This window comes from Streptomyces rubrogriseus, from assembly GCF_027947575.1.
GTDB classification, from domain to species: Bacteria; Actinomycetota; Actinomycetes; order Streptomycetales; family Streptomycetaceae; genus Streptomyces; species Streptomyces rubrogriseus.
The window spans coordinates 566,190-586,557 of the sequence record NZ_CP116256.1; the positions used below are offsets into that span (position 1 = coordinate 566,190).

The following is a 20,368-nucleotide window of genomic DNA, read 5'->3' on the forward strand; positions in this document are numbered from 1 at the left end:
CCCGGCCCGCCGCGGCCACCACGTAGCCGACCAGGCGCCGGTCGCCGGGGCGGTCCTCGCGGACGACCACGGCGGCCTGGGCCAGCTCCGGGCGGGTGGACAGGACCGTCTCGATCTCGCCCAGTTCCACCCGGAAGCCGCGGATCTTGACCTGGTCGTCGGCGCGGGCCAGGTACTCCAGTTCGCCCGCCGCGTTGTAGCGGACCAGGTCGCCCGTGCGGTACATCCGCTCGCCGGACCCGCCGTACGGATCGGCGACGAACCGCTCGCAGGTCAGGTCGGGTCGGTCCAGGTAGCCGCGCGCCAGGCCGGAGCCGGAGATGAACAGCTCGCCCGGCACGCCGGCCGGCACCGGCTGGAGGTACCGGTCGAGGACGTAGGCCCGGGTGTTCCCCGTCGGCCGCCCGACCGGCAGGCTGCCGCGTGCCTCGTACGGCGCGGTGACCTCGTGCTGCGTCACGCACAGCGTCGTCTCGGTCGGCCCGTACAGGTGACGCAGTACGACCCGCGGGTTGTGCGTGAGGACCCGGGCCACCGCGGCGGGCGAGACCACGTCACCGCCGGTCAGCACCTCCCGGACACCGGCGAAGCACTCCGGTGCCTCCTCCGCGACGACCCGGAAGAAGCCCGCGGTGAGGTGGATCGCGGTGATGTCGTGGGCGGTGATCAGATCGGTGATCGCGGCCGGGTCCAGGTGTCCGGGCGGTGCCACGACGACCGTCCCGCCCGAGACCAGGGGCACCCACATCTCGTAACAGGACACGTCGAACGCGTGCGGGGCGTGCAGCAGCACCCGCTCGTGGACGCCGGGCCGCCAGCAGTGGTCGCGGACCAGGTCCACGACCCCGCGGTGGGTGACCGCGACGCCCTTCGGCACTCCGGTGGACCCGGAGGTGTACATCACGTACGCGAGATCCTGCGGCCGCAGGCCCACCTCCGGAGCATCGTCGACGTACCCGTAGCGCGAGCCGGATCCGGTGCCGGGGTCGGTGCCGGGGTCCGCGTCGGCCTCCGAGCCGGACGGGGCGGCGCCGAACTCGTCCACCACCATCACCCGCGCGCCCAGCTCCCCGGCCCGCGCCGCCTCGGCCCGGTCGGTGAGGATCAGCGTCGCGGCGGTGTCCGCCACCACGTGCCGCATCCGGTCGAGGGGATACGTGTCGTGCAGGGGCACGTAGGCGCCGCCCGCCTTGGCGATGGCCAGCGTCGCCACGACATGGGCGGGCGACCGCTCCATCAGCATGACCACCGGCGTACCCGGCCGCACCCCCTGCTGCCGCAGCAGCCGGGCCAGCCGGTTCGTGCGCAGGTCGAGTTCGGCGTACGACACCGTCGTCCCGCCCCGCACCAGGGCCGGTGCCCCGGGCGTCCGGCGCGCCTGCTCCGCGAACAGCTCGGGCAGCGTCGCGTCCAGCCCCTCCAGCAGCGGGCCGGTCCCCCGGCCGAGCAGCGAGTGCCGTTCGGACCCGCTCAGCACCGGCACCCGGGACAGCCGCACACCGGGATCGGCGACGACCGCTTCCAGCGTCCGCACGAACCGCTCCACGAGGGACCGGGCCGTGGCACCGTCGAACAGGTCGGTCCGGAAGTCCAGCGCGCCCGTCAGCCCGGTGCTCCGGCCCTCACCGTCCCGGACCTCGGCGAGCGCGAACGCCAGGTCGACCTTGGCCGCCCCCAGCCGGCTGCGCTCCGCGCCGACCCGCAGTCCCGGCAGCGCCAGCGAGGCCTCCGGGTCCGTCTCCGCCGTGCTCAGGATCAGCATCACCTGGAAGAGCGGGTGGTGCGCCAGCGTACGGGTCGGGTTCAGTGCCTCGACCAGCCGCTCGAAGGGGAGGTCCTGGTGCGCGTAGGCGGCCAGGTCGGTGCGGCGGGTGTCCTCCAGCAGCTCCCGGAAGGTGGGGTTGCCGCTGGTGTCGTTGCGCAGGACGAGCGTGTTCACGAAGAAGCCGACCAGGTTCTCCGTCGCGTCGTCGGTGCGCCCGGCGACCGGGGTGCCGATCGGGATGTCCTCGCCCGCGCCCAGCCGGGTCAGCAGTACGGCGAGCGCCGCCTGCACCACCATGAACGTACTCGAGTGGGTGGCCCTGGCCAGCTCGGTCAGCCGTACGTAGAGGTCCGCGTCGAGCGAGAAGGCGACGCGGTCGCCGTCCTGGCTCGCGACGGCCGGCCGGGGCCGGTCGGTGGGGAGGTCGAGCTGGTCGGGCAGGCCGGCGAGCTGTTCCTTCCAGTAGGCGAGTTGCCTGCCCGCGGGGGCGTCGGCGTCGGCCTCGTCGCCGAGGACCTCCTGCTGCCACAGCGCGTAGTCGGCGTACTGCACCGGCAGCGGCTCCCACGCCGGCACGTCGCCCGCACAGCGCGCCGAGTAGGCGGCGGCGAGGTCGCGGCCCAGCGGGGTGCGGGACCAGGCGTCGGTGGCGATGTGGTGGATGAGGAGCAGCAGCACGTGCTCCTGCTCCGAGATCCGGAACAGCGTGGCCCGCACCGGGATGCCCGCCGTCAGGTCGAACGCGTGGTGCACCCCCGCGGAGAGCATCGCGTCCAGCTCGCCCTCCCCGGTGTCGACCACGCCGAGCGGCAGCATTCCGGGCTCCCAGGCGTGGATCACCTGACGGGGGCCCTGGTCGTCCTCGGTGTAGGTGGTGCGCAGGCTTTCGTGGCGGGCGAGGAGGTCGTTGAGCGCGGCGTGCAGGGCGTCGGTGTCGAGGGTGCCGGTGAGGCGGAGGGTGGTGGGGATGTTGTAGGTCGCCGAAGGTCCTTCGAGCTGGTGGAGGAACCAGAGGCGTTGCTGGGCGTAGGAGAGCGGGATGCGCTCCGGGCGCGGCCTCGCGGTGAGCGCGGCCCGCGCACGACCGGCCCGGTCGAACGCCCCCGACAGCCCGGCGATCGTCGGCGTCTCGAAGAACTGCCGCACGGACAGTTCGACGCCGAGTGCGGTGCGAGTGCGGGAGACGAGGCGGGTGGCGAGGAGGGAGTGTCCGCCGAGGTCGAAGAAGTTGTCGTCGATGGTGACGAGGTCGACGCCGAGGACTTCGGCGAAGAGGGTGCAGAGGATCTCTTCGCGGGGGGTGCGGGGGGTGCGTCCGGTGGCGGATGCCGTGTATGCGGGGGCGGGGAGGGCGGTGCGGTCGAGTTTGCCGTTGGGGGTGAGGGGGAGGGCGTCGAGGGTGACGTAGGCGGAGGGGCGCATGTAGTCGGGGAGTGCGCCGGCCAGTGCGTCCCGAAGGGCGGGCTCGTCGTATTCGGTGGGGTCGTTGACGACGAGGTAGGCGACGAGGCGTTGGTCGCCGGGGGTGTCTTCGCGGAGTTGGACGGTGGCTTGGGTGATGCCGGGTTGTGTGGTGAGGGTGGTTTCGATCTCGCCCGGTTCGATGCGGTGGCCGCGGAGTTTGATCTGGTGGTCGGCGCGTCCGTCGTAGGTGAGGTGGCCGTGGTGGTTCCAGTGGGCGAGGTCGCCGGTGCGGTACATGCGGGCGCCGGGGGTGCTGCTGTGGGGGTTGGCGGTGAAGCGTTCGGCGGTGAGGGCGGGGCGGCCGAGGTAGCCGCGGGCGAGCTGTTCACCGGCGAGGTACAGCTCTCCGGTGACGCCGGGGGCGACGGGTCGCAGGGCTGAATCCAGTACGTAGACCTGGGTGTTGGCGAAGGGCCGTCCGATGGGCACGGGGCCGTCAGGGGTGTCTTCGCTTATGTGGTGGTCGGTGATGTTGACGGTGGATTCGGTGGGGCCGTAGGCGTTGATGATCTGAACATCGGGGTGTTGGGTGCGCCAGGTGGCGAGGTGGTCGGTGTGGAGGGCTTCGCCGCCGAGGATGAGGGTGTGGGACGGGGACGCCGTCTCGGGGAGTGTGGTGAGCAGGGGGAGGTGGCTTGGGGTGGCCTTGATCAGGCTCGGCTGGACGTCAGCCTCCTCCAGGCTGGTGAGGTGGACCGTGCCGCCGCTTGTCAAAGGCGTCCACAGGGCGGTGATGGTGAGGTCGAAGGCCAGCGGGGAGTGGAGGACGGTGACGCCGGTCATGGCGGAGTAGGTGTTGCGGGCGCGGTGGAGGTAGGTGGCCAGGGCGTGGTGTTCGATGACGACGCCCTTGGGGCGGCCGGTGGAGCCCGAGGTGTAGATCATGTAGGCGGCGTGCCGGGCCGACCACGGGCTACGGCGTTCCTCATCCGTGACGGCCGCGACGGAGTGCTCCGCGTAGCTCTCCACGGGGACCGGTTCGGTGAGGGTCAGGGCGGGTCGGGCGTCGTCGAGCATGTAGGTGATGCGCTCGGCGGGGTAGTCCGGGTCGATCGGAAGGTAGGCCGCGCCGGTCTTGAGTACGGCCAGCATGCTGACTACCGCGTCCAGTGACTTGGCCAGCGCGATCGCCACGAAGTCCTCCGCACCGAGCCCCTCTCCCAGTAGATGCCGGGCGAGTTGGTTGGCGCGCCCGTCCAGCTCGGCGTAGGTCAGGGAGGTGCCGTCGCACGCCACCGCCACGGCGTCCGGCGTCTGCCGGGCCTGGCTGCTGATCAGTTCGTGCAGCGGTGTTCCGGGAAGTTCGGTCGGGGTCCCGTTCCACTCCACCAGGACCCGCTCCCGCTCGACCGCGTCCATCAGCTCGACGGCGCCGATCGGCCGGTCCGGGACCGTGGTGACGGCTTCCAGCACCCGCAGGAACCGGTCCGCGATCGCCTGGGCGGAACGGCGGTCGAGAAGTTCCGTACTGAAGTCCAGCGCCGCTTCGATGCCTTGTGGCCGGCGAGACGTGTCGAAGGACTCCGCGAACCCGAAGGAGAGGTCGAACTTCGACGAGGTCCGCTGGACCTCCCGGAGTGCGACGGTGAGACCCGGAAGGTCGGAGATGTCCTTCAGCGCGCCTTCGTGGTCCGTGTTGTTGAAGGTCAGCAGGACCTGGAAGAGCGGGTGATGGGACAGCGTGCGTGCCGGGTTCAGTGCCTCGACCAGCCGCTCGAAGGGGAGGTCCTGATGCGCGTAGGCGGCCAGGTCGGTGTCCCGTACACGGTCGAGGAGCCGGCGGAAGGTCGGATCACCGGACGTGTCCGTGCGGAGGACCAGCGTGTTGATGAAGAGCCCGATCAGGTCGTCGGCGGCATCGTCCGTGCGCCCGGCGATCGGGGTGCCGATCGGGATGTCCTCACCGGCGCCCAGACGGGTGAGCAGGACGGCGACCGCAGCCTGGACCACCATGAAGGCGCTGGTGTTGGTGGCGCGCGCCAGCTCCGTCAGCCGCGTGTGCAGCTCCGTCGGCACGGTGAACGGAACACGGTCCCCCGAGTACCCCGCGACCGCCGGTCGGGGCCGGTCGGTGGGGAGGTCGAGCTGGTCGGGCAGGCCGGCTAGCTGCTGTCTCCAGTAGGCGAGCTGGCGGCCCGCGAGGCTGTCGGCGTCGGTGTCGTCGCCGAGGATCTCCTGCTGCCACAGCGCGTAGTCGGCGTACTGGACGGTGAGCGGGGCCCAGGTGGGCGCCTCGCTGCGGACGCGGGCCGCGTAGGCGGCCGTGAGGTCCTGGGCCAGTGGGGCGCGGGACCAGGCGTCACTGGCGATGTGGTGGATGAGGAGCAGCAGTACGTGCTCCCGCTCCGAGACCCGGAACAGCGAGGTGCGCGCGGGAAGTTCCTGGGCGAGGTCGAAGCAGTGGCCGACGGCTTCGTCGAGCCGGTCGCCGATCTCCTCCTTGGCCACGTCGACGACGCTGAAGGGCGTCGAGGCCGCCTCCACGGGCAGCACGATCTGGTACGCGCCTCGCTCGTCCTCGGTGAAGACCGTCCGCAGGCTCTCGTGCCGGGCGACGACGTCACCGATCGCCGCGCGCAGGGCCTCCACGTCGAGGGCGCCGCCGAGCCGCAGCGTGAGCACGGTGTTGTAGGTCGCCGAAGGTCCTTCGAGCTGGTGGAGGAACCAGAGGCGTTGCTGGGCGTAGGAGAGCGGGATGCGCTCGGGGCGCGGCCTCGCCGTGAGCGCGGTACGGACGGTGCCCGACGCCTCGAGGGCCTCGGCGAGACCCGCCACGGTCGGCGCCTCGAAGAGCTGCCGGATGGACAGTTCGACGCCGAGTGCGGTGCGAGTGCGGGAGACGAGGCGGGTGGCGAGGAGGGAGTGTCCGCCGAGGTCGAAGAAGTTGTCGTCGATGGTGACGAGGTCGACGCCGAGGACTTCGGCGAAGAGGGTGCAGAGGACTTCTTCGCGGGGGGTGCGAGGTGCTCGTCCTGCGGTGGACGCCGAGTAGGCCGGGGCGGGGAGGGCGGTGCGGTCGAGTTTGCCGTTGGGGGTGAGGGGGAGGGCGTCGAGGGTGACGTAGGCGGAGGGGACCATGTAGTCGGGCAGTGCGCCGGCCAGTGCGTTGCGCACGGTGTTCTCGTCGTATGCGGTGGATGTGACCAGGTAAGCGACGAGGCGCTGGTCGCCCGGCTGGTCCTCGCGGAGTTGGACGGTGGCTTGGGTGATGCCGGGTTGTGTGGTGAGGGTGGTTTCGATCTCGCCCGGTTCGATGCGGTGGCCGCGGAGTTTGATCTGGTGGTCGGCGCGTCCGTCGTAGGTGAGGTGGCCGTGGTGGTTCCAGTGGGCGAGGTCGCCGGTGCGGTACATGCGGGCGCCGGGGGTGCTGCTGTGGGGGTTGGCGGTGAAGCGTTCGGCGGTGAGGGCGGGGCGGCCGAGGTAGCCGCGCGCCAGTTGCTCGCCTGCGAGGTACAGCTCTCCGGTGACGCCGGGTGCGACGGGTCGCAGGGCTGAGTCGAGGACGTAGACCTGGGTGTTGGCGAAGGGCCGTCCGATGGGGACGGAGCCTTCTTCCGAACCGTCGAGGTGGTGGTCGGTGATGTTGACGGTGGATTCGGTGGGGCCGTAGGCGTTGATGATCTGGACGTCGGGGTGTTGGGTGCGCCAGTCGGTCAGCTGGTCGGTGTGGAGGGCTTCGCCGCCGAGGATGAGGGTGTGGGACGGGGATGCCGTCTCGGGGAGTGTGGTGAGCAGGGGGAGGTGGCTGGGGGTGGCCTTGATCAGGCTCGGTTGCGTGTCCGACTCTTCGAGGCTGGTGAGGTGGACCGTGCCGCCGCTTGTCAAAGGCGTCCACAGGGCGGTGATGGTGAGGTCGAAGGCCAGCGGGGAGTGGAGGACGGTGACGCCGGTCATGGCGGAGTAGGTGTTGCGGGCGCGGTGGAGGTAGGTGGCCAGGGCGTGGTGTTCGATGACGACGCCCTTGGGGCGGCCGGTGGAGCCCGAGGTGTAGATCATGTAGGCGGCGTGTCGGGCCGACCACGGGCTACGGCGTTCCGCGTCCGAGAGCGGACCGTCGGGACGACTCGCATACGCAGCGGGGTCCACCGGCTCGGCGAGGATCAGGGCGGGGCGGGCGTCGTCGAGCATGTAGGTGATGCGCTCGGCGGGGTAGTCCGGGTCGATCGGAAGGTAGGCCGCGCCGGTCTTGAGTACGGCCAGCATGCTGACTACCGCGTCCAGTGACTTGGCCAGCGCGATCGCCACGAACTGCTCCGCACCGAGCCCCTCTCCCAGTAGATGCCGGGCGAGTTGGTTGGCGCGCCCGTCCAGCTCGGCGTAGGTCAGGGAGGTGCCGTCGCACACCACCGCCACGGCGTCCGGCGTCTGCCGGGTCTGGCTGCTGATCAGTTCGTGCAGCGGTGTCCCGGGAAGCTGGGTCGGGGTCCCGTTCCACTCCACCAGGACCCGCTCCCGCACGGTCGGGTCGAGGGTGTCCAGGTGGGCGACGGGACGGTCCGAGTCGGTGACCAGTGCTTCCAGGACCCGCACCATCCGGTCCGCCAGTGAGCGGACCAGGTCGCCGGCGCAGGCCTCCGCGCGGTAGTCGAGGCGCAGCCCGAGGACGTCGTCGCGGGTGTGGGCGACGAGGTTGACGGCGAAGTCCGTGCTCTCGACCGCGTCGAAACCGGCCACCCGCAGTCCGTCCAGCTGGCGGCTCGTCGTGTCGGCGCTCACCGGGTAGTTCTGGAAGACCATGGCGGTGTCGAAGAGTTCGCCGTGTCCGGCCCAGTGCTGGATGTCGGCGAGTCCGGGCCACTGGTGGTCCAGGAGGCGGGCCTGTTCACTCTGGAGGCGGCGGAAGAGGTCGCCGAGGGGTTCGGCCTGGTCGATGCGGGCGCGGACGGGCAGGGTGTTGATGAACAGGCCGATCATGGATTCGACGCCGGGCAGCTCGGGCGGGCGGCCGGAGACGGTGGCGCCGAAGACGACGTCGTCGCGTCCGGTGGCCTGGGCCAGCGCGAGGGCCCAGGCGCCCTGGACCACCGTGTTCATGGTCACCCCCTGACCCCGCGCCCACGCGGACAGGGCCGCCGTGGCGTCACGGTCCAGGCCGAACGGGATGCCCAGCGGTGCCGCCCCGGCCGGGCCGGCGTCCGGGGCGAGGAGGGTGGCCTCGTCGAGTCCGGACAGGGACCGTCGCCAGGCGTCCCGGGCGGCGTCCCGGTCGCGGGCGCCGAGCCAGGCCAGGTAGTCGCGGTACGGGCGGACCGGGGGGAGGCTCACGGGGTCGCCGCCGGAGACGTACAGCTCGGTCAGCTCCTGCCAGAGCAGGGGCATGGACCAGCCGTCGAGCAGGATGTGGTGGTTGGTCATCACCAGCCGGACGCGGTCGGCGGACAGCCGGATCGCCGTGAAGCGCATCAACGGCGGGCTGGTGAGGTCGAAGCGGCGTTCGCGGTCCCCGGCCGCCAGCCGCCCGGCCTCGGCGTCCCGTTCCGCCTCGTCGGCGAGGCCGGTCAGGTCGCACTCCCGCCAGTCGGGTTCGAGTTCGGCGGGCACCACCTGCACCCACGCGCCGGACGCCGTCTGCCGGAACCCGGCGCGCAGGTTGGCGTGGCGGCGCAGCAGGGCCCCGGCCGCCGCGCGCATCCGGGTGCCGTCGAAGGAGCCCTCCAGGTCGAAGGCGAGCTGGCCGACGTAGACGTCGCGGGCGTTCTCGTCGTACAGGTTGAGGAAGAGGAAGCCCTCCTGGAGGGGGGCGAGGGGCAGGATGTCCTGGAGGCCGGGGACGGTGTGCTCCAGGCCCTCGATCTCGTCCTGGGCGAGGGCCGGGTGAGCGATGTCGGAGGGGGTGAGGCCGCCCGCGCCGGGCTGCCGGGCCTCCTCGACGAGGCGGCGCAGCAGCCGGAACCAGGTGTCGGCGAGCCGCTGGGCGTCCTCGGGCTCGAGCGCGGTGCGGGAGTACGTCCAGCGTGCGCGCAGCCGGGTGCCGTCGGTGGTCTCCCGGGCGACGGCGTTCACGTCCACGGGGTGGGCCAGCGGCATGGCACCGTCGATACCGGCGACGTCGCCGCCCTCGATGGTCCAGGGGGCCTCGTCGGTGCCCTCCTGGCCGATCCGGCCGAGGTAGTTGAAGCCGAACTCGGGGAGGGGCAGGGCGGCGAGGGCGTCCCGGGTGCGGGGGTTGAGGTGGCGCAGCAGGCCGTAGCCGAGGCCGTCGCCCGGGACGGTGCGCAGCTGCTCCTTGACGGACTTCAGCGCGCGGAGCGCCGATCCGTCCCCGGAGGCGGCGGGCGGTGCGAGACGGACGGGGTACATCGACGTGAACCAGCCCGCCGTACGGCTTAGTTCGGTGCCCGGGACCGCCTCCTCGTGCCGGCCGTGGCTCTCCAGGTCGAGCACGACGGGCGCGTCGGGGTCCTCGCCGCGCCCGCGCCGCCACGCGGCGACGGCCAGGGCGAAGGTGCTCAGGAACACGTCGTTGACCGTGGCGTGGCAGGCGCCGGGTACCCAGGTGAGCAGGGCCTCGGTGGTGTCCGTGTCGAGTTCGGCGGTGATCTCGCCGGCGGTCGCGTGGGTGTCCCGCGCGGGGTCCAGACGGAGCGTGTGCGGGGTGTCGCCGAGGACCGAGTGCCAGTGGTCCAGCTCCTCCTCGGTCCGCGGCTGCCCGGCGAGGTCGGAGAGGGACAGGGCCCAGTGCCGCCAGGGGGTGCCCACCGGGGCGAGGGTCTCGCCGGCGTAGGCGGCCGCCAGGTCGGGGACCAGGATGCGCCAGGTGACGCCGTCCACGACCAGGTGGTTGGCGACCAGGACGAGCAGCCCGTCCCGGTCGGCGCCGCGGTCGAGCCAGACGGCCTGGAGCATGCGGCCGTCCGCCGGGGCCAGCCGGTCGCGGGCCGCCCGTGCCTGCTCGGTGACCGCCGAGCGCACGGCGGCCTCGTCGAGGCGTACGGCGTCGAAGCGGACCAGGCAGTCGGCCGGTGTCACCGAGCCGGGCGGCTCGATCTCGATGGTCCAGTCGTCGGCCACCCGCATGCGCAGCGCGTCGTGCCGGTCGAGCACGGCCCGCAGGGCGGTGTCGAGCGCGTCGGGGTCGAGGGCGGCGGGCACGCGCAGGACCAGCGACTGGTTGAACGCGGCCGGGTCGGAGCCGAGAGCGGCGAACCAGCCCATCATCGGGGTGCGCGGCGCCGGGCCGTCGGCGGGGACGTCGGAGTCCCGCGCCGTGCGCTCCCCGGCGGGTGCGGCGGCGGCCGACCGGGCTAGCAGGGCGGGCGTCTGGTGTTCGAAGACGTCCCGCACCGACAGGACCAGGCCCGCCGCGCGGGCGCGGGCGACGAGCTGGATGGAGAGGATGCTGTCCCCGCCCAGGTCGAAGAAGCCGTCGTCGACGCCGGCCGGCTCCACGCCGAGGATCTCGCCGAACAGCTCGGTCAGCAGCCGCTCGCGCGGGTCGCGGGCGGCCCGGCCGGAGGTGCGGGCAGAGTAGTCGGGGGCGGGCAGCGCCTTGCGGTCCAGCTTGCCGTTGAGGGTCAGCGGCAGCGCGTCCAGCACCACGAACGCGGTCGGGATCATGTGGTCGGGCAGGGTTTCGCGCAGTGCGGCGCGGAGTCCTGCGGTGTCCACGGTGGTGCCGGGCTCGGGCACGACATAGGCGACGAGCCGCCGGTCGCCGGGCCGGTCCTCGCGTACGATCACGGCCGCCCGCGCCAGGTGCGGGCGTTCGGTGATGACCGCCTCGATCTCGGTGGGCTCGATCCGCAGGCCGCGGATCTTGACCTGGGTGTCGGCGCGCCCCAGGTACTCCAGCCGGCCGTCGGGCCGCCAGCGGACCAGGTCGCCGGTGCGGTAGAGCCGGCCGCCGGGCTCGCCGAAGGGGTTGGCCACGAACCGTTCGGCGGTCAGCGCCCGGCGGTCGTGGTAGCCGCGGGCCAGATGCGCCCCGGCCGCGTACAGCTCGCCGGGCACACCGGGCGGGACCGGGCGCAGCGCCGCGTCCAGCACGTACACGGCGCTGTTGGCGACGGGGGAGCCGATGGGCGGGACGGCGGTGCCGGACAGCGGGTCGCTCATGGTGGAGCAGACGGTGGTCTCGGTGGGCCCGTAGGAGTTCAGCATCGTACGGCCCGGCGACCAGCGTTCCACCAGCTCGGGCGGGATGGCCTCGGCGCCCACGACGAGGGTCAGTCCGTCGGGCAGCGAGCCCGGCGGCAGCAGCCCGAGGACGGACGTGGTCAGGCTCAGGTGGGTCGCCGCGTGCCGGGTCGCCAGCTCGGCCAGCTCCGGTCCCGGCGTGGTCTCCGGCGGCGCCACGACCAGGGTGGCCCCGGTGAGCAGGCCCATCGCCAGCTCCCAGAACGAGGCGTCGAAGCTCGGGGAGAGGTGCTGGAGGATCCTGCTGCCCGGGCCGGCCGCACAGTCGCGGGTGAAGATTTCCAGGAGGCCGGGCAGCCCGGTGTGGGTGACGACGACGCCCTTGGGACGGCCGGTCGTTCCCGAGGTGTAGATCATGTACGCGGGGTGCTCGGGGCGCAGCGGTACCGGCCGGTCGGCGTCGGTGACGTCGTGGCCGGGGAGTGCGGCGAGGGTCGCGGCGGTCTCGGGGGTGTCGAGCAGCAGGACCGGGGTGCCGGTCTCCGGGAGGCTCGCGGCCAGGGCGGACGTGGTGACGACCAGGGTGGGGGCCGCGTCCCGGACGAGGTGGGTGATCCGTTCGGCGGGGTGCGCGGGGTCCACGGGCAGGTAGGCCGCGCCCGCCTTGAAGGCGGCGAGCGCCGAGAGGACCAGGTCGGCGGAGCGGGGCAGGGCGACCGCCACGAACCGTTCCGGACCCGCGCCCAGTGCGAGGAGGGCGCGGGCCAGCCGGTTGGCGCGCTCGTTCAGTTCCCCGTAGGTCAGCGCGCCGTCGGGCGCCGCGGCGCCGGCCGTCTCGACCGCGAGGTGGCCGGGGCGCTCGGCGGCGTGCCGGGCGACGTGGTCGGCGAAGGTGCCCTGCACCGGCCGGCGGGGGGTGTCGTTCCACTCGGTCAGGACCCGCTCCCGTTCCCGGGGGCCGAGCACGTCGACGTCGCCGATGCGCCGGGACGGGTCCTCGACCAGCGCGTCCAGGAGCCGCAGGAACCGCTCCACCAGCAGTGTGACGGTGCCCTCGTCGAAGAGGTCCGCGCTGTACTCGGCGGCGCCCACCAGCCCGGCGGGGGAGCCGTCGGCGTCGCGGTGCTCGGCGATCTCCAGGGCGAGGTCCAGCTTGGCGACCCCGGTGGCGACGTTGAGCAGCCGCACGCCGAGGCCGGTGGCGGAGAGCGCGGCCAGGGCGTCCTGCTGGGTGGTGTCCAGGCTCAGCAGCACCTGGAACAGCGGGTTGTGGGAGAGCGACCTGGTCGGGGAGAGGACGTCCACCAGGTGCTCGAACGGCAGGGCCTGGTGGTCGTAGGCGGTCAGGTCGGTGTCGCGGACCCGGTCGAGGAGTTCGCGGAAGGTGGGGTTGCCGCCGGTGTCGGTGCGCAGGACCAGGGTGTTCACGAAGAAGCCGACGACCTGGTCGACGGCGTCGTCGCCGCGGCCCGCCACCGGGGTGCCGAGCGGTACGTCCTCGCCCGCGCCCAGCCGGGTCAGCAGGGCCGCCAGGGCCGCCTGGAGCACCATGAAGACGCTGGTGCGGGACTCCCTGGCCAGCTCCGCGACACCGCCGTGCAGGGGCGCGGGGACGGTGAGCGGCACCCGGCCGCCGCGGTGCGAGGCGACGGCGGGCAGCGGCCGGTCCGCGGGCAGTTCCAGCCGGTCGGGCAGCCCGGCCAGGGCCTCCTTCCAGTGCGCGAGCTGCCGTCCCGCCGGGCTGGTGGCGTCGGCGGCGTCCCCGAGCGCGGCGCGCTGCCACAGGGCGAAGTCCGCGTACTGCACGGGCAGCGGCGCCCAGTCGGGGGCGCGGCGGGCCGCGCGGGCCGTGTAGGCGGCGGCCAGGTCGCGGATCAGCGGGCCGAGGGACCAGCCGTCACCGGCGATGTGGTGCACCATCAGCAGCAGGACGTGCTCCCGCGCGCCGAGCCGGAACAGCTCCGCCCGCACCGGGATGTCGGCCGTCAGGTCGAAGCAGTGCCGGGCGGCCTCCTCGAGGCGTTCGTCCAGCCGGTCCTCGGTGACGTCGGCGACCGGCAGCTCGAAGCGCACACCGGCGGCGTCGAGCACGGTCTGCCGGGCGCCGTGCCCGTCCTCCGAGAAGACGGTGCGCAGGCTCTCGTGGCGCGTGACGACGTCCTGGAAGGCCGCGCGCAGCGCCCCGGGGTCGAGGTCACCGGTCAGCCGCAGCGCGCCGGTGATGTTGTACGTGGGGGAGGGGCCCTCGAGCTGGTGCAGGAACCACAGCCGCTGCTGGGCGTACGACAGCGGCAGCCGCTCCGGGCGCTCCCCGGCCGTCGGGCCGGTGCCGGACCGTTCGGCGCCGTCGAGGGCGGCGGAGAGCCCGGCGACCGTGGGGGTCTCGAACAGCCGTCGCACGGACAGCTCCACGCCGAGGGTGCTGCGGATGCGGCCGGCCAGCCGGGTGGCGAGCAGGGAGTGCCCGCCGAGGTCGAAGAAGCTGTCGTCGACGGTCAGCCGGGGCACCCCGAGCACCTCGGCGAACAGGGAGCACAGGATCTCCTCGCGCGGCCCGCGCGGCGCGCGTCCGGTCACCTGCCCGGAGCGGGCGGGGGCGGGCAGCGCCTTGGTGTCGAGCTTGCCGTTGGGCGTCAGCGGCAGCACGTCCAGGGTGACGAACGCCGACGGCAGCATGTGGTCGGGCAGGTGCCCGGCCGCGTGGTCGTGCAGCGTGCGGGCCGTGGCGCCGGAGCCGGTCACCACGTACGCGACGAGCCGGGGGTCGCCCTGGACGTCCTCGCGCGCCACCACGGCCACGTCGTCGACGGCGGGGTGGGCGGCGAGCACGGCCTCGATCTCGCCGGGCTCGATGCGGAAGCCGCGGATCTTGACCTGCTGGTCGGCGCGGCCCAGGTAGTCGAGGCCGCCGTCGGTGCGGCGCCTGGCCAGGTCGCCGGTGCGGTACATGCGGGTGCCGCGCTCGCCGAAGAGGGCGGCGTACGGGTCGGCGGGGAAGCGGTCCGCGGTCAGCGCCGGGCGGCCCAGGTAGCCGCGGGCGAGGCCCGCACCGGCCACGTACATCTCGCCGGTGACGCCGGGCGCGGTGGGGCGCAGCCGGTCGTCGAGGACGTAGACCCGCAGGTCGGGGATGTTGACGCCGATGGTGCTGGCGGACGAGGCGGCCGCGGTGGCCCGGTCCAGGGCGAAGTGCGAGACGTGGACGGTGGTCTCGGTGATGCCGTACATGTTGACCAGGGCGGGGGCGTCCTCGGCGTGCCGCTCGTACCAGTCGGCCAGCCGGGACAGGTCCAGGGCCTCGCCGCCGAACACCACGGTGCGCAGGGCGAGTTCGGTGGGACTCTCGCGGTCGGCGGCGGCCAGCTGGTGGAAGGCGGACGGCGTCTGGTTGAGGACGGTGACGCGTTCGCGCGCGAGCAGCGCGAGGAAGGCGGCGGGGTCCCGGGTGACGTCGTGCGGGACGACGACGAGCCGGCCGCCGTGCAGCAGCGGGCCCCACAGCTCCCACACCGAGAAGTCGAAGGCGTACGAGTGGAAGAGCGTCCACACGTCGTGCTCGTCGAAGCCGAACCAGGGCGCGGTGGCGGAGAAGAGCCGTACGACGTTGCCGTGCGGCACGGCCACGCCCTTGGGGCGGCCCGTCGAGCCGGAGGTGTAGATGACGTACGCCGTGTCCCTCGGGTCCAGCGGCCTGACCCGCTCGCCCTGCGCCAGGTCGGTGGCGGGGTGGGCGTCCGCCGGGTCGCCGCCCGTGGTGCCGCCGTCCGCCGGGGCGGCGGCGTCGTCGAGGACGATGCGGGGCACCTCGTGGGCGGGCAGCCGGCCGGCGGTGGCGCGGTCGGTGAGCAGCGCCGCGGGCGCGGAGTCGGACAGCGCGTGGGCGAGCCGGTCGGCGGGGTACCCCGGGTCGAGCGGCACGTAGGCGGCGCCCGACTTGACCACCGCGAGCAGGCCCACGACCAGTTCGACGGAGCGCGGCAGGGCCAGGGCGACCAGCGCGTCGGGGCCGATCCCACGGGCGGTCAGCAGCCGGGCCAGGCGGTTGGCGCGGGCGTTCAGCTCGGCGTAGGACAGCGAGGTGTCCTCGAAGGTCAGCGCGGTGCGGTCGGGGTGCCGGGCGGCCTGCCGCTCGAACAGCTCGGGGAGGGTGGCCGTCACCGGGGCGGGTGACGCGGGTGCCGGTGAAGCCGGCGCGGTGCCGGGCCGGTTGGCGGTCACCAGCAGGTCGTGGTGCTCGCCGGGCAGGAGGACGTCGAGGTCGCCCAGGCGCACGCCGGGATCGGCGGCGACCTGCGTGAGCAGCCGCAGCAGCCGCTCGATGAGGGCGCGCACGGTGCCGGCGTCGAACAACTCGGTGCTGAACTCCACCGCGAGGTCGAGACCGGCCTGCCCGCCCGCGGCGTCCCGCCGCTCGTCGAAGGCGAACACGAGGTCGAACCGGGACAGTCCGGTGTGCAGGGGCAGCAGCGACGTCGTGATCCCGGGCAGCCGGCCCAGCTCGCCGAGGGCGTCCTGCTGGGTGGTGTCGAAGGTCAGCATCACCTGGAACAGCGGATGGTGGGAGGTGGCCCGGTCCGGGTTGACCGCCTCGACGAGCCGCTCGAAGGGCACGTCCTGGTGGGCGTAGGCGGCCAGGTCGCGCTCGCGGACGCGGGAGAGCAGCTCGCGGAAGGCCGGGTCGCCGCCGGTGTCGGTGCGCAGCACCAGCGTGTTGACGAAGAAGCCGACCAGGTTCTCGACGGCGGCGTCGGTGCGGCCCGCGATGGTCGAGCCGATCGGCACGTCCTCGCCCGCGCCGAGCCGGGTCAGCAGCCCCGCGAGCGCGGCCTGGAGCACCATGAAGACGCTGGTCCGCGTCTCGGCGGCGAGCGCGGCCAGCGAGCGGTGCAGATCGGCGGGCACGGACACGTCCAGGCGCGCGCCGGAGTTGTCGCGGCGCGCCGGGCGCGGCCGGTCACTGGGCAGCTCCAGCCGCTCCGGCAGCCCGGCCAGGGCCTCGCGCCAGTGGGCGAGCTGCCGGGCACCCTCACCGCCGTCCCCGGTGCCCGCGCCGTCCCCGTCGGCGCCGAGCAGTTCACGCTGCCACAGCGTGTAGTCGGCGTACTGCACCGGCAGCGGCGCCCAGTCGGGGGCCGCGCCGGCGGTCCGGGCGGCGTAGGCGGTGCCCAGGTCACGGGCGAGGGGCGCCAGCGACCAGCCGTCGCCCGCGATGTGGTGCAGGACGAGGAGCAGCACGTGCTCCTCGGGCGCCACCCGCAGCAGGGTGGCCCGCAGCGGTATGTCCCGGGTCAGGTCGAAGGTGTGCCGGGCGGTGCGCGCGAGGTCGGCGGCCAGCCGCTCCGGGGTGCTGTCCAGCGTCTCCAGCCGGGGCGCGGCCCGCTCGGCGGACAGGATCACCTGGTGGGGGCCTTGCGCGTCCTCGGCGAACACGGTGCGCAGGCTCTCGTGCCGGGCCACCAGGTCGCCGAGGGCCGCGGACAGCGCGGCTGCGTCCACCGGACCCGTCAGCCGCAGCGCGGCCGGGATGTTGTAGAGCGGCGAGGGCCCCTCGTACTGGTGGATGAACCACAGGCGCCGCTGGGCGAAGGAGAGCGGCAGGCGGTCGGGGCGCGGCCGGGCGGTGACCGCGGCGCGGGCCCGCCCGCCGTCCGTCAGCGCGGGCGCCAGCTCCGCCACGGTCGGCGTCTCGAAGACCCGCCGGATGGGCACCTCCGCGCCGGCGGTGGCGCGGATGCGGCTGATCAGCCGGGTGGCGAGCAGCGAGTGGCCGCCCAGGTCGAAGAAGCCGTCGTCGACACCGACCTCGGCCACCCCGAGCACCTCGGCGAAGAGCGTGCACAGCAGCTCCTCGCCCGGCGTGCGCGGCGCCCGCCCGCCGGCGCGCCCGGACTCCGCGGGGGCGGGCAGGGCCCGCCGGTCGAGCTTGCCGTTCGGCGTGACGGGCAGCCGGGGCAGACCGACGAAGGCCGAGGGCACCATGTACCCGGGCAGCGACTCCCGCAGCCGCGCGGCGAGCACGGCGCCGTCCAGACCGGCGTGAGCCCCGGCCCCGGTCCCGGCGTCCGCCCCGGCGGCGGGCCCGGTGCCCGGGTCTGTTTCCGGCGCGCCGTCCGGCCCGGGGTGCGTCCCCGTGTCCGCGGGCGTGCCCGTGCGGGTGTCCGGGGCCCGGGTGGGCACGGTGTAGGCGACCAGGCGCTGGTCGCCGGGGCGGTCCTCGCGCAGGACGACGGCGGCCTGGGCGATCTCCGGCTGCCGTACGAGCGCGGCCTCGATCTCGCCGAGTTCGATGCGGAAGCCGCGCAGCTTGACCTGGTGGTCGGCGCGCCCGAGGTAGTCGAGGCTGCCGTCGTGGTTCCAGCGCGCCAGGTCGCCGGTGCGGTACATCCGGCTCCCGGGCGCGCCGTGCGGGTCGGCGGTGAAGCGTTCGGCGCTCAGCGCGGGGCGGCCCAGGTAGCCGCGGGCGAGCTGCACACCGGCGATGTACAGCTCGCCGGGCACACCGGCCGGGACCGGCCGCAGCGCGGCGTCGAGCACGTACATCCGGGTGTTCCACACCGGCCGTCCGATCGGCACCGGCCCGTCGCCGGTGTCCTCGGCGCACGGCCAGTACGTCACGTCGACGGCGGCCTCGGTGGGCCCGTACAGGTTGTGCAGCGGCACGTCCGACACGGCCCGGAAACGGGCCCGCAGCTCCGCCGGGAGCGCCTCGCCGCTGCAGAACACCCGCCGTACCGGCGTCGCAGCGCCCAGCGCGGCCGCGGCGGGCTCCCGCAGGAACACGTCGAGCATCGACGGCACGAAGTGCAGGGTGGTCACGCCCTCGCGCCGGACGGTGTCGGCCAGGTAGGCCGGGTCGGTGTGGCCCCCGGGCCGGGCCACGACCAGGGTGGCCCCCTGGACGAGCGGCCAGAAGAACTCCCACACGGACACGTCGAAACCGGACGGCGTCTTCTGCAGCACCCGGTCGGACGGCTCCAGGCCGTAGGTGTCCTGCATCCAGGCCAGCCGGTTGACGATCGCCCGGTGGGAGATCACCACGCCCTTGGGGCGGCCGGTGGAACCCGAGGTGTAGATGACGTAGGCGGGGTGGCCGGGGGCGGGCAGCGCCCGCGGGAGGGCGACGGGCGGGGCGGGGGCCGCCGCGGCGGCCCCCGCCGCGGCCGGCTCGTCGAGCAGCAGCCGCGGTGTGCCGTCCCCGGGCAGCCGGTCCGCCGTGTCCCGGGTGGTCAGCACCAGCATCGCGCCCGCGTCCCGCAGGATGTGCGCGATGCGGTCGGCCGGATAGCCGGGGTCCACGGGCACGTACGCCGCGCCCGACTTGAGCACCGCGAGCAGCGCCACCACCAGCTCCGCGGACCGCTCCACGGCGACCGCGACGAACCGCTCCGGGCCCGCGCCCCGCGCCGTCAACGCACCGGCCAGCCGCTCGGCGCGGGCGTCCAGTTCGGCGTACGTCAGGGAGGTGCCCTCGTACACCAGGGCCTCGTGCCCGGGTGTGCGGGCGGCCCGCGCGGCGAACAGCTCGGGCAGCGTGGTCTCCGGGACCTCGTGGGCGGTGTCGTTCCACCCGTCGAGGACCCGCTCCCGCTCGTCCGGCGTCAGCAGCGCGACCTCGTCGACGGTGGCGGCGGGGTCGGCCGCCAGCTCCGCCAGGAACCGGACGAAGCGTTCCTGCAACGCCGTCAGGTCCTGGCCGTCGTACACCTGCGGGTTGCCCTCGAAGTCGACGCGCAGGCCGGACTCGGGGGTGCCGGTCAGCACGATGCTCAGGTCGGTGGTCGGACCCGAACTGATGCTGCGTATCAGGCCGACCGGACCGCCGAAGTCCACCGGACTGAGGTACGGCATGACGTTGACGGTGGGCCCCGACACCCCCGCTCCGCCCAGCTCGCGGTCGAGGTCCTCGCCGCGGAAGCGGCTGTGCGCCAGGAGGCCGCTCATCGCCTCGGACACGGTCTCGACCACCCGCGCGAAACTCTCGCCGGGGCGCACCGCCAGCCGCAGCGGCAGCCGGTTGGAGACCATGCCGGGGGTGATCCGGGCGTTCGCGCCGTAGCGCCCGGTGACCGGCACCGACACCACGACGTCCCGGGCGCCCGTGGTCCGGTGCAGGAAGGCGGCCACACCGGCGATGACCACGCGCGCCCAGTGCGCACCGGTCGCCTCGGCGGCCCGGCCGAGCACCTCCGTGCGCTCCGGGGGCAGGCCCAGGCTCGTCACGGTCGGCGCGAGGGCCCGGCCGCCGCCGCGCCCGGTGAGCGAGACGGGCTCGGGGCGGTCGGCGAACAGGCCGGTCCAGTAGGCCCGGTCACGCTCGTACCGCGCCGACGCGCGGTAGGCCTCCTCGCCCGCGACCATCCGGTCCGTGTCCCCGAAGGCGGCCGCGGGCACCGCACGCCCGTCCCGCAGCGCGCGGTACACCTCGGCCAGCCGCTCGTAGAACAGGGCCATGCTGGTGCCGTCGATCACGATGTGGTGGACGCCCAGGTAGTACAGGTGCCGGCCCCCGCCGAGCGTGAACAGCGCGTGGCTGCTCAGCCCGGGCCGGTCCAGCGGCAGCGGCGTCGCGCGGTCCCGCTCCATCCACCGCTGGGCCTCGCCCTCGGGGTCCTGGTGACCGGAGAGGTCGATGTGGCGCAGCAGCACGGGGGTGTACGGCACCCCGTCCGGGTCCTCGACGGCGGCCGAACCCTCCGGCGCGGGCGGGCAGTACGCGCGGTACGGCCGGCCCTCCTCGTCGGTGAGGAAGCGCGAGCAGAGCGTCTCCGTACCGGCCACGGTGTGCCGCAGCGCCTCGCTCAGCACCGCGTGGTCCAGGGGTCCGTCGATCTCCAGGCAGGAGCCCGTCCGATAGTGCGCGCCACGCGGATCCAGCTGCTGGGCGAGCCACACCTCGTGCTGCGCGCTCGTCAGACCGTGCCGAACCGAAGAGTTCTCAGACACCTGTCTCCTCACAATGCAAAACAAACAAGATGTGTGCCCGTGCGGCATTTACCGGACGGCATTAAATTGAGGGCGAACTGGGACGCTAGCAAGGCTGCGACGAGCTGGTCAATATGCTTA

The 20,368-nt window shown here is 73.8% G+C and carries 1 protein-coding gene (running past one end of the window); it reads right to left on the minus strand.

All coding sequences use genetic code 11. From position 1 onward, the window contains the following. On the minus strand, positions 1-20,248 hold the 5' portion of the coding sequence (locus Sru02f_RS02555) for a non-ribosomal peptide synthetase (RefSeq protein WP_109034861.1). The gene continues 1,940 nt to the left of window position 1, outside the view; only the first 20,248 of its 22,188 coding nucleotides appear in the window; it begins with the start codon at positions 20,246-20,248; its stop codon lies beyond the left edge, outside the window. Between the last annotated feature and the right edge of the window lie 120 nt (positions 20,249-20,368).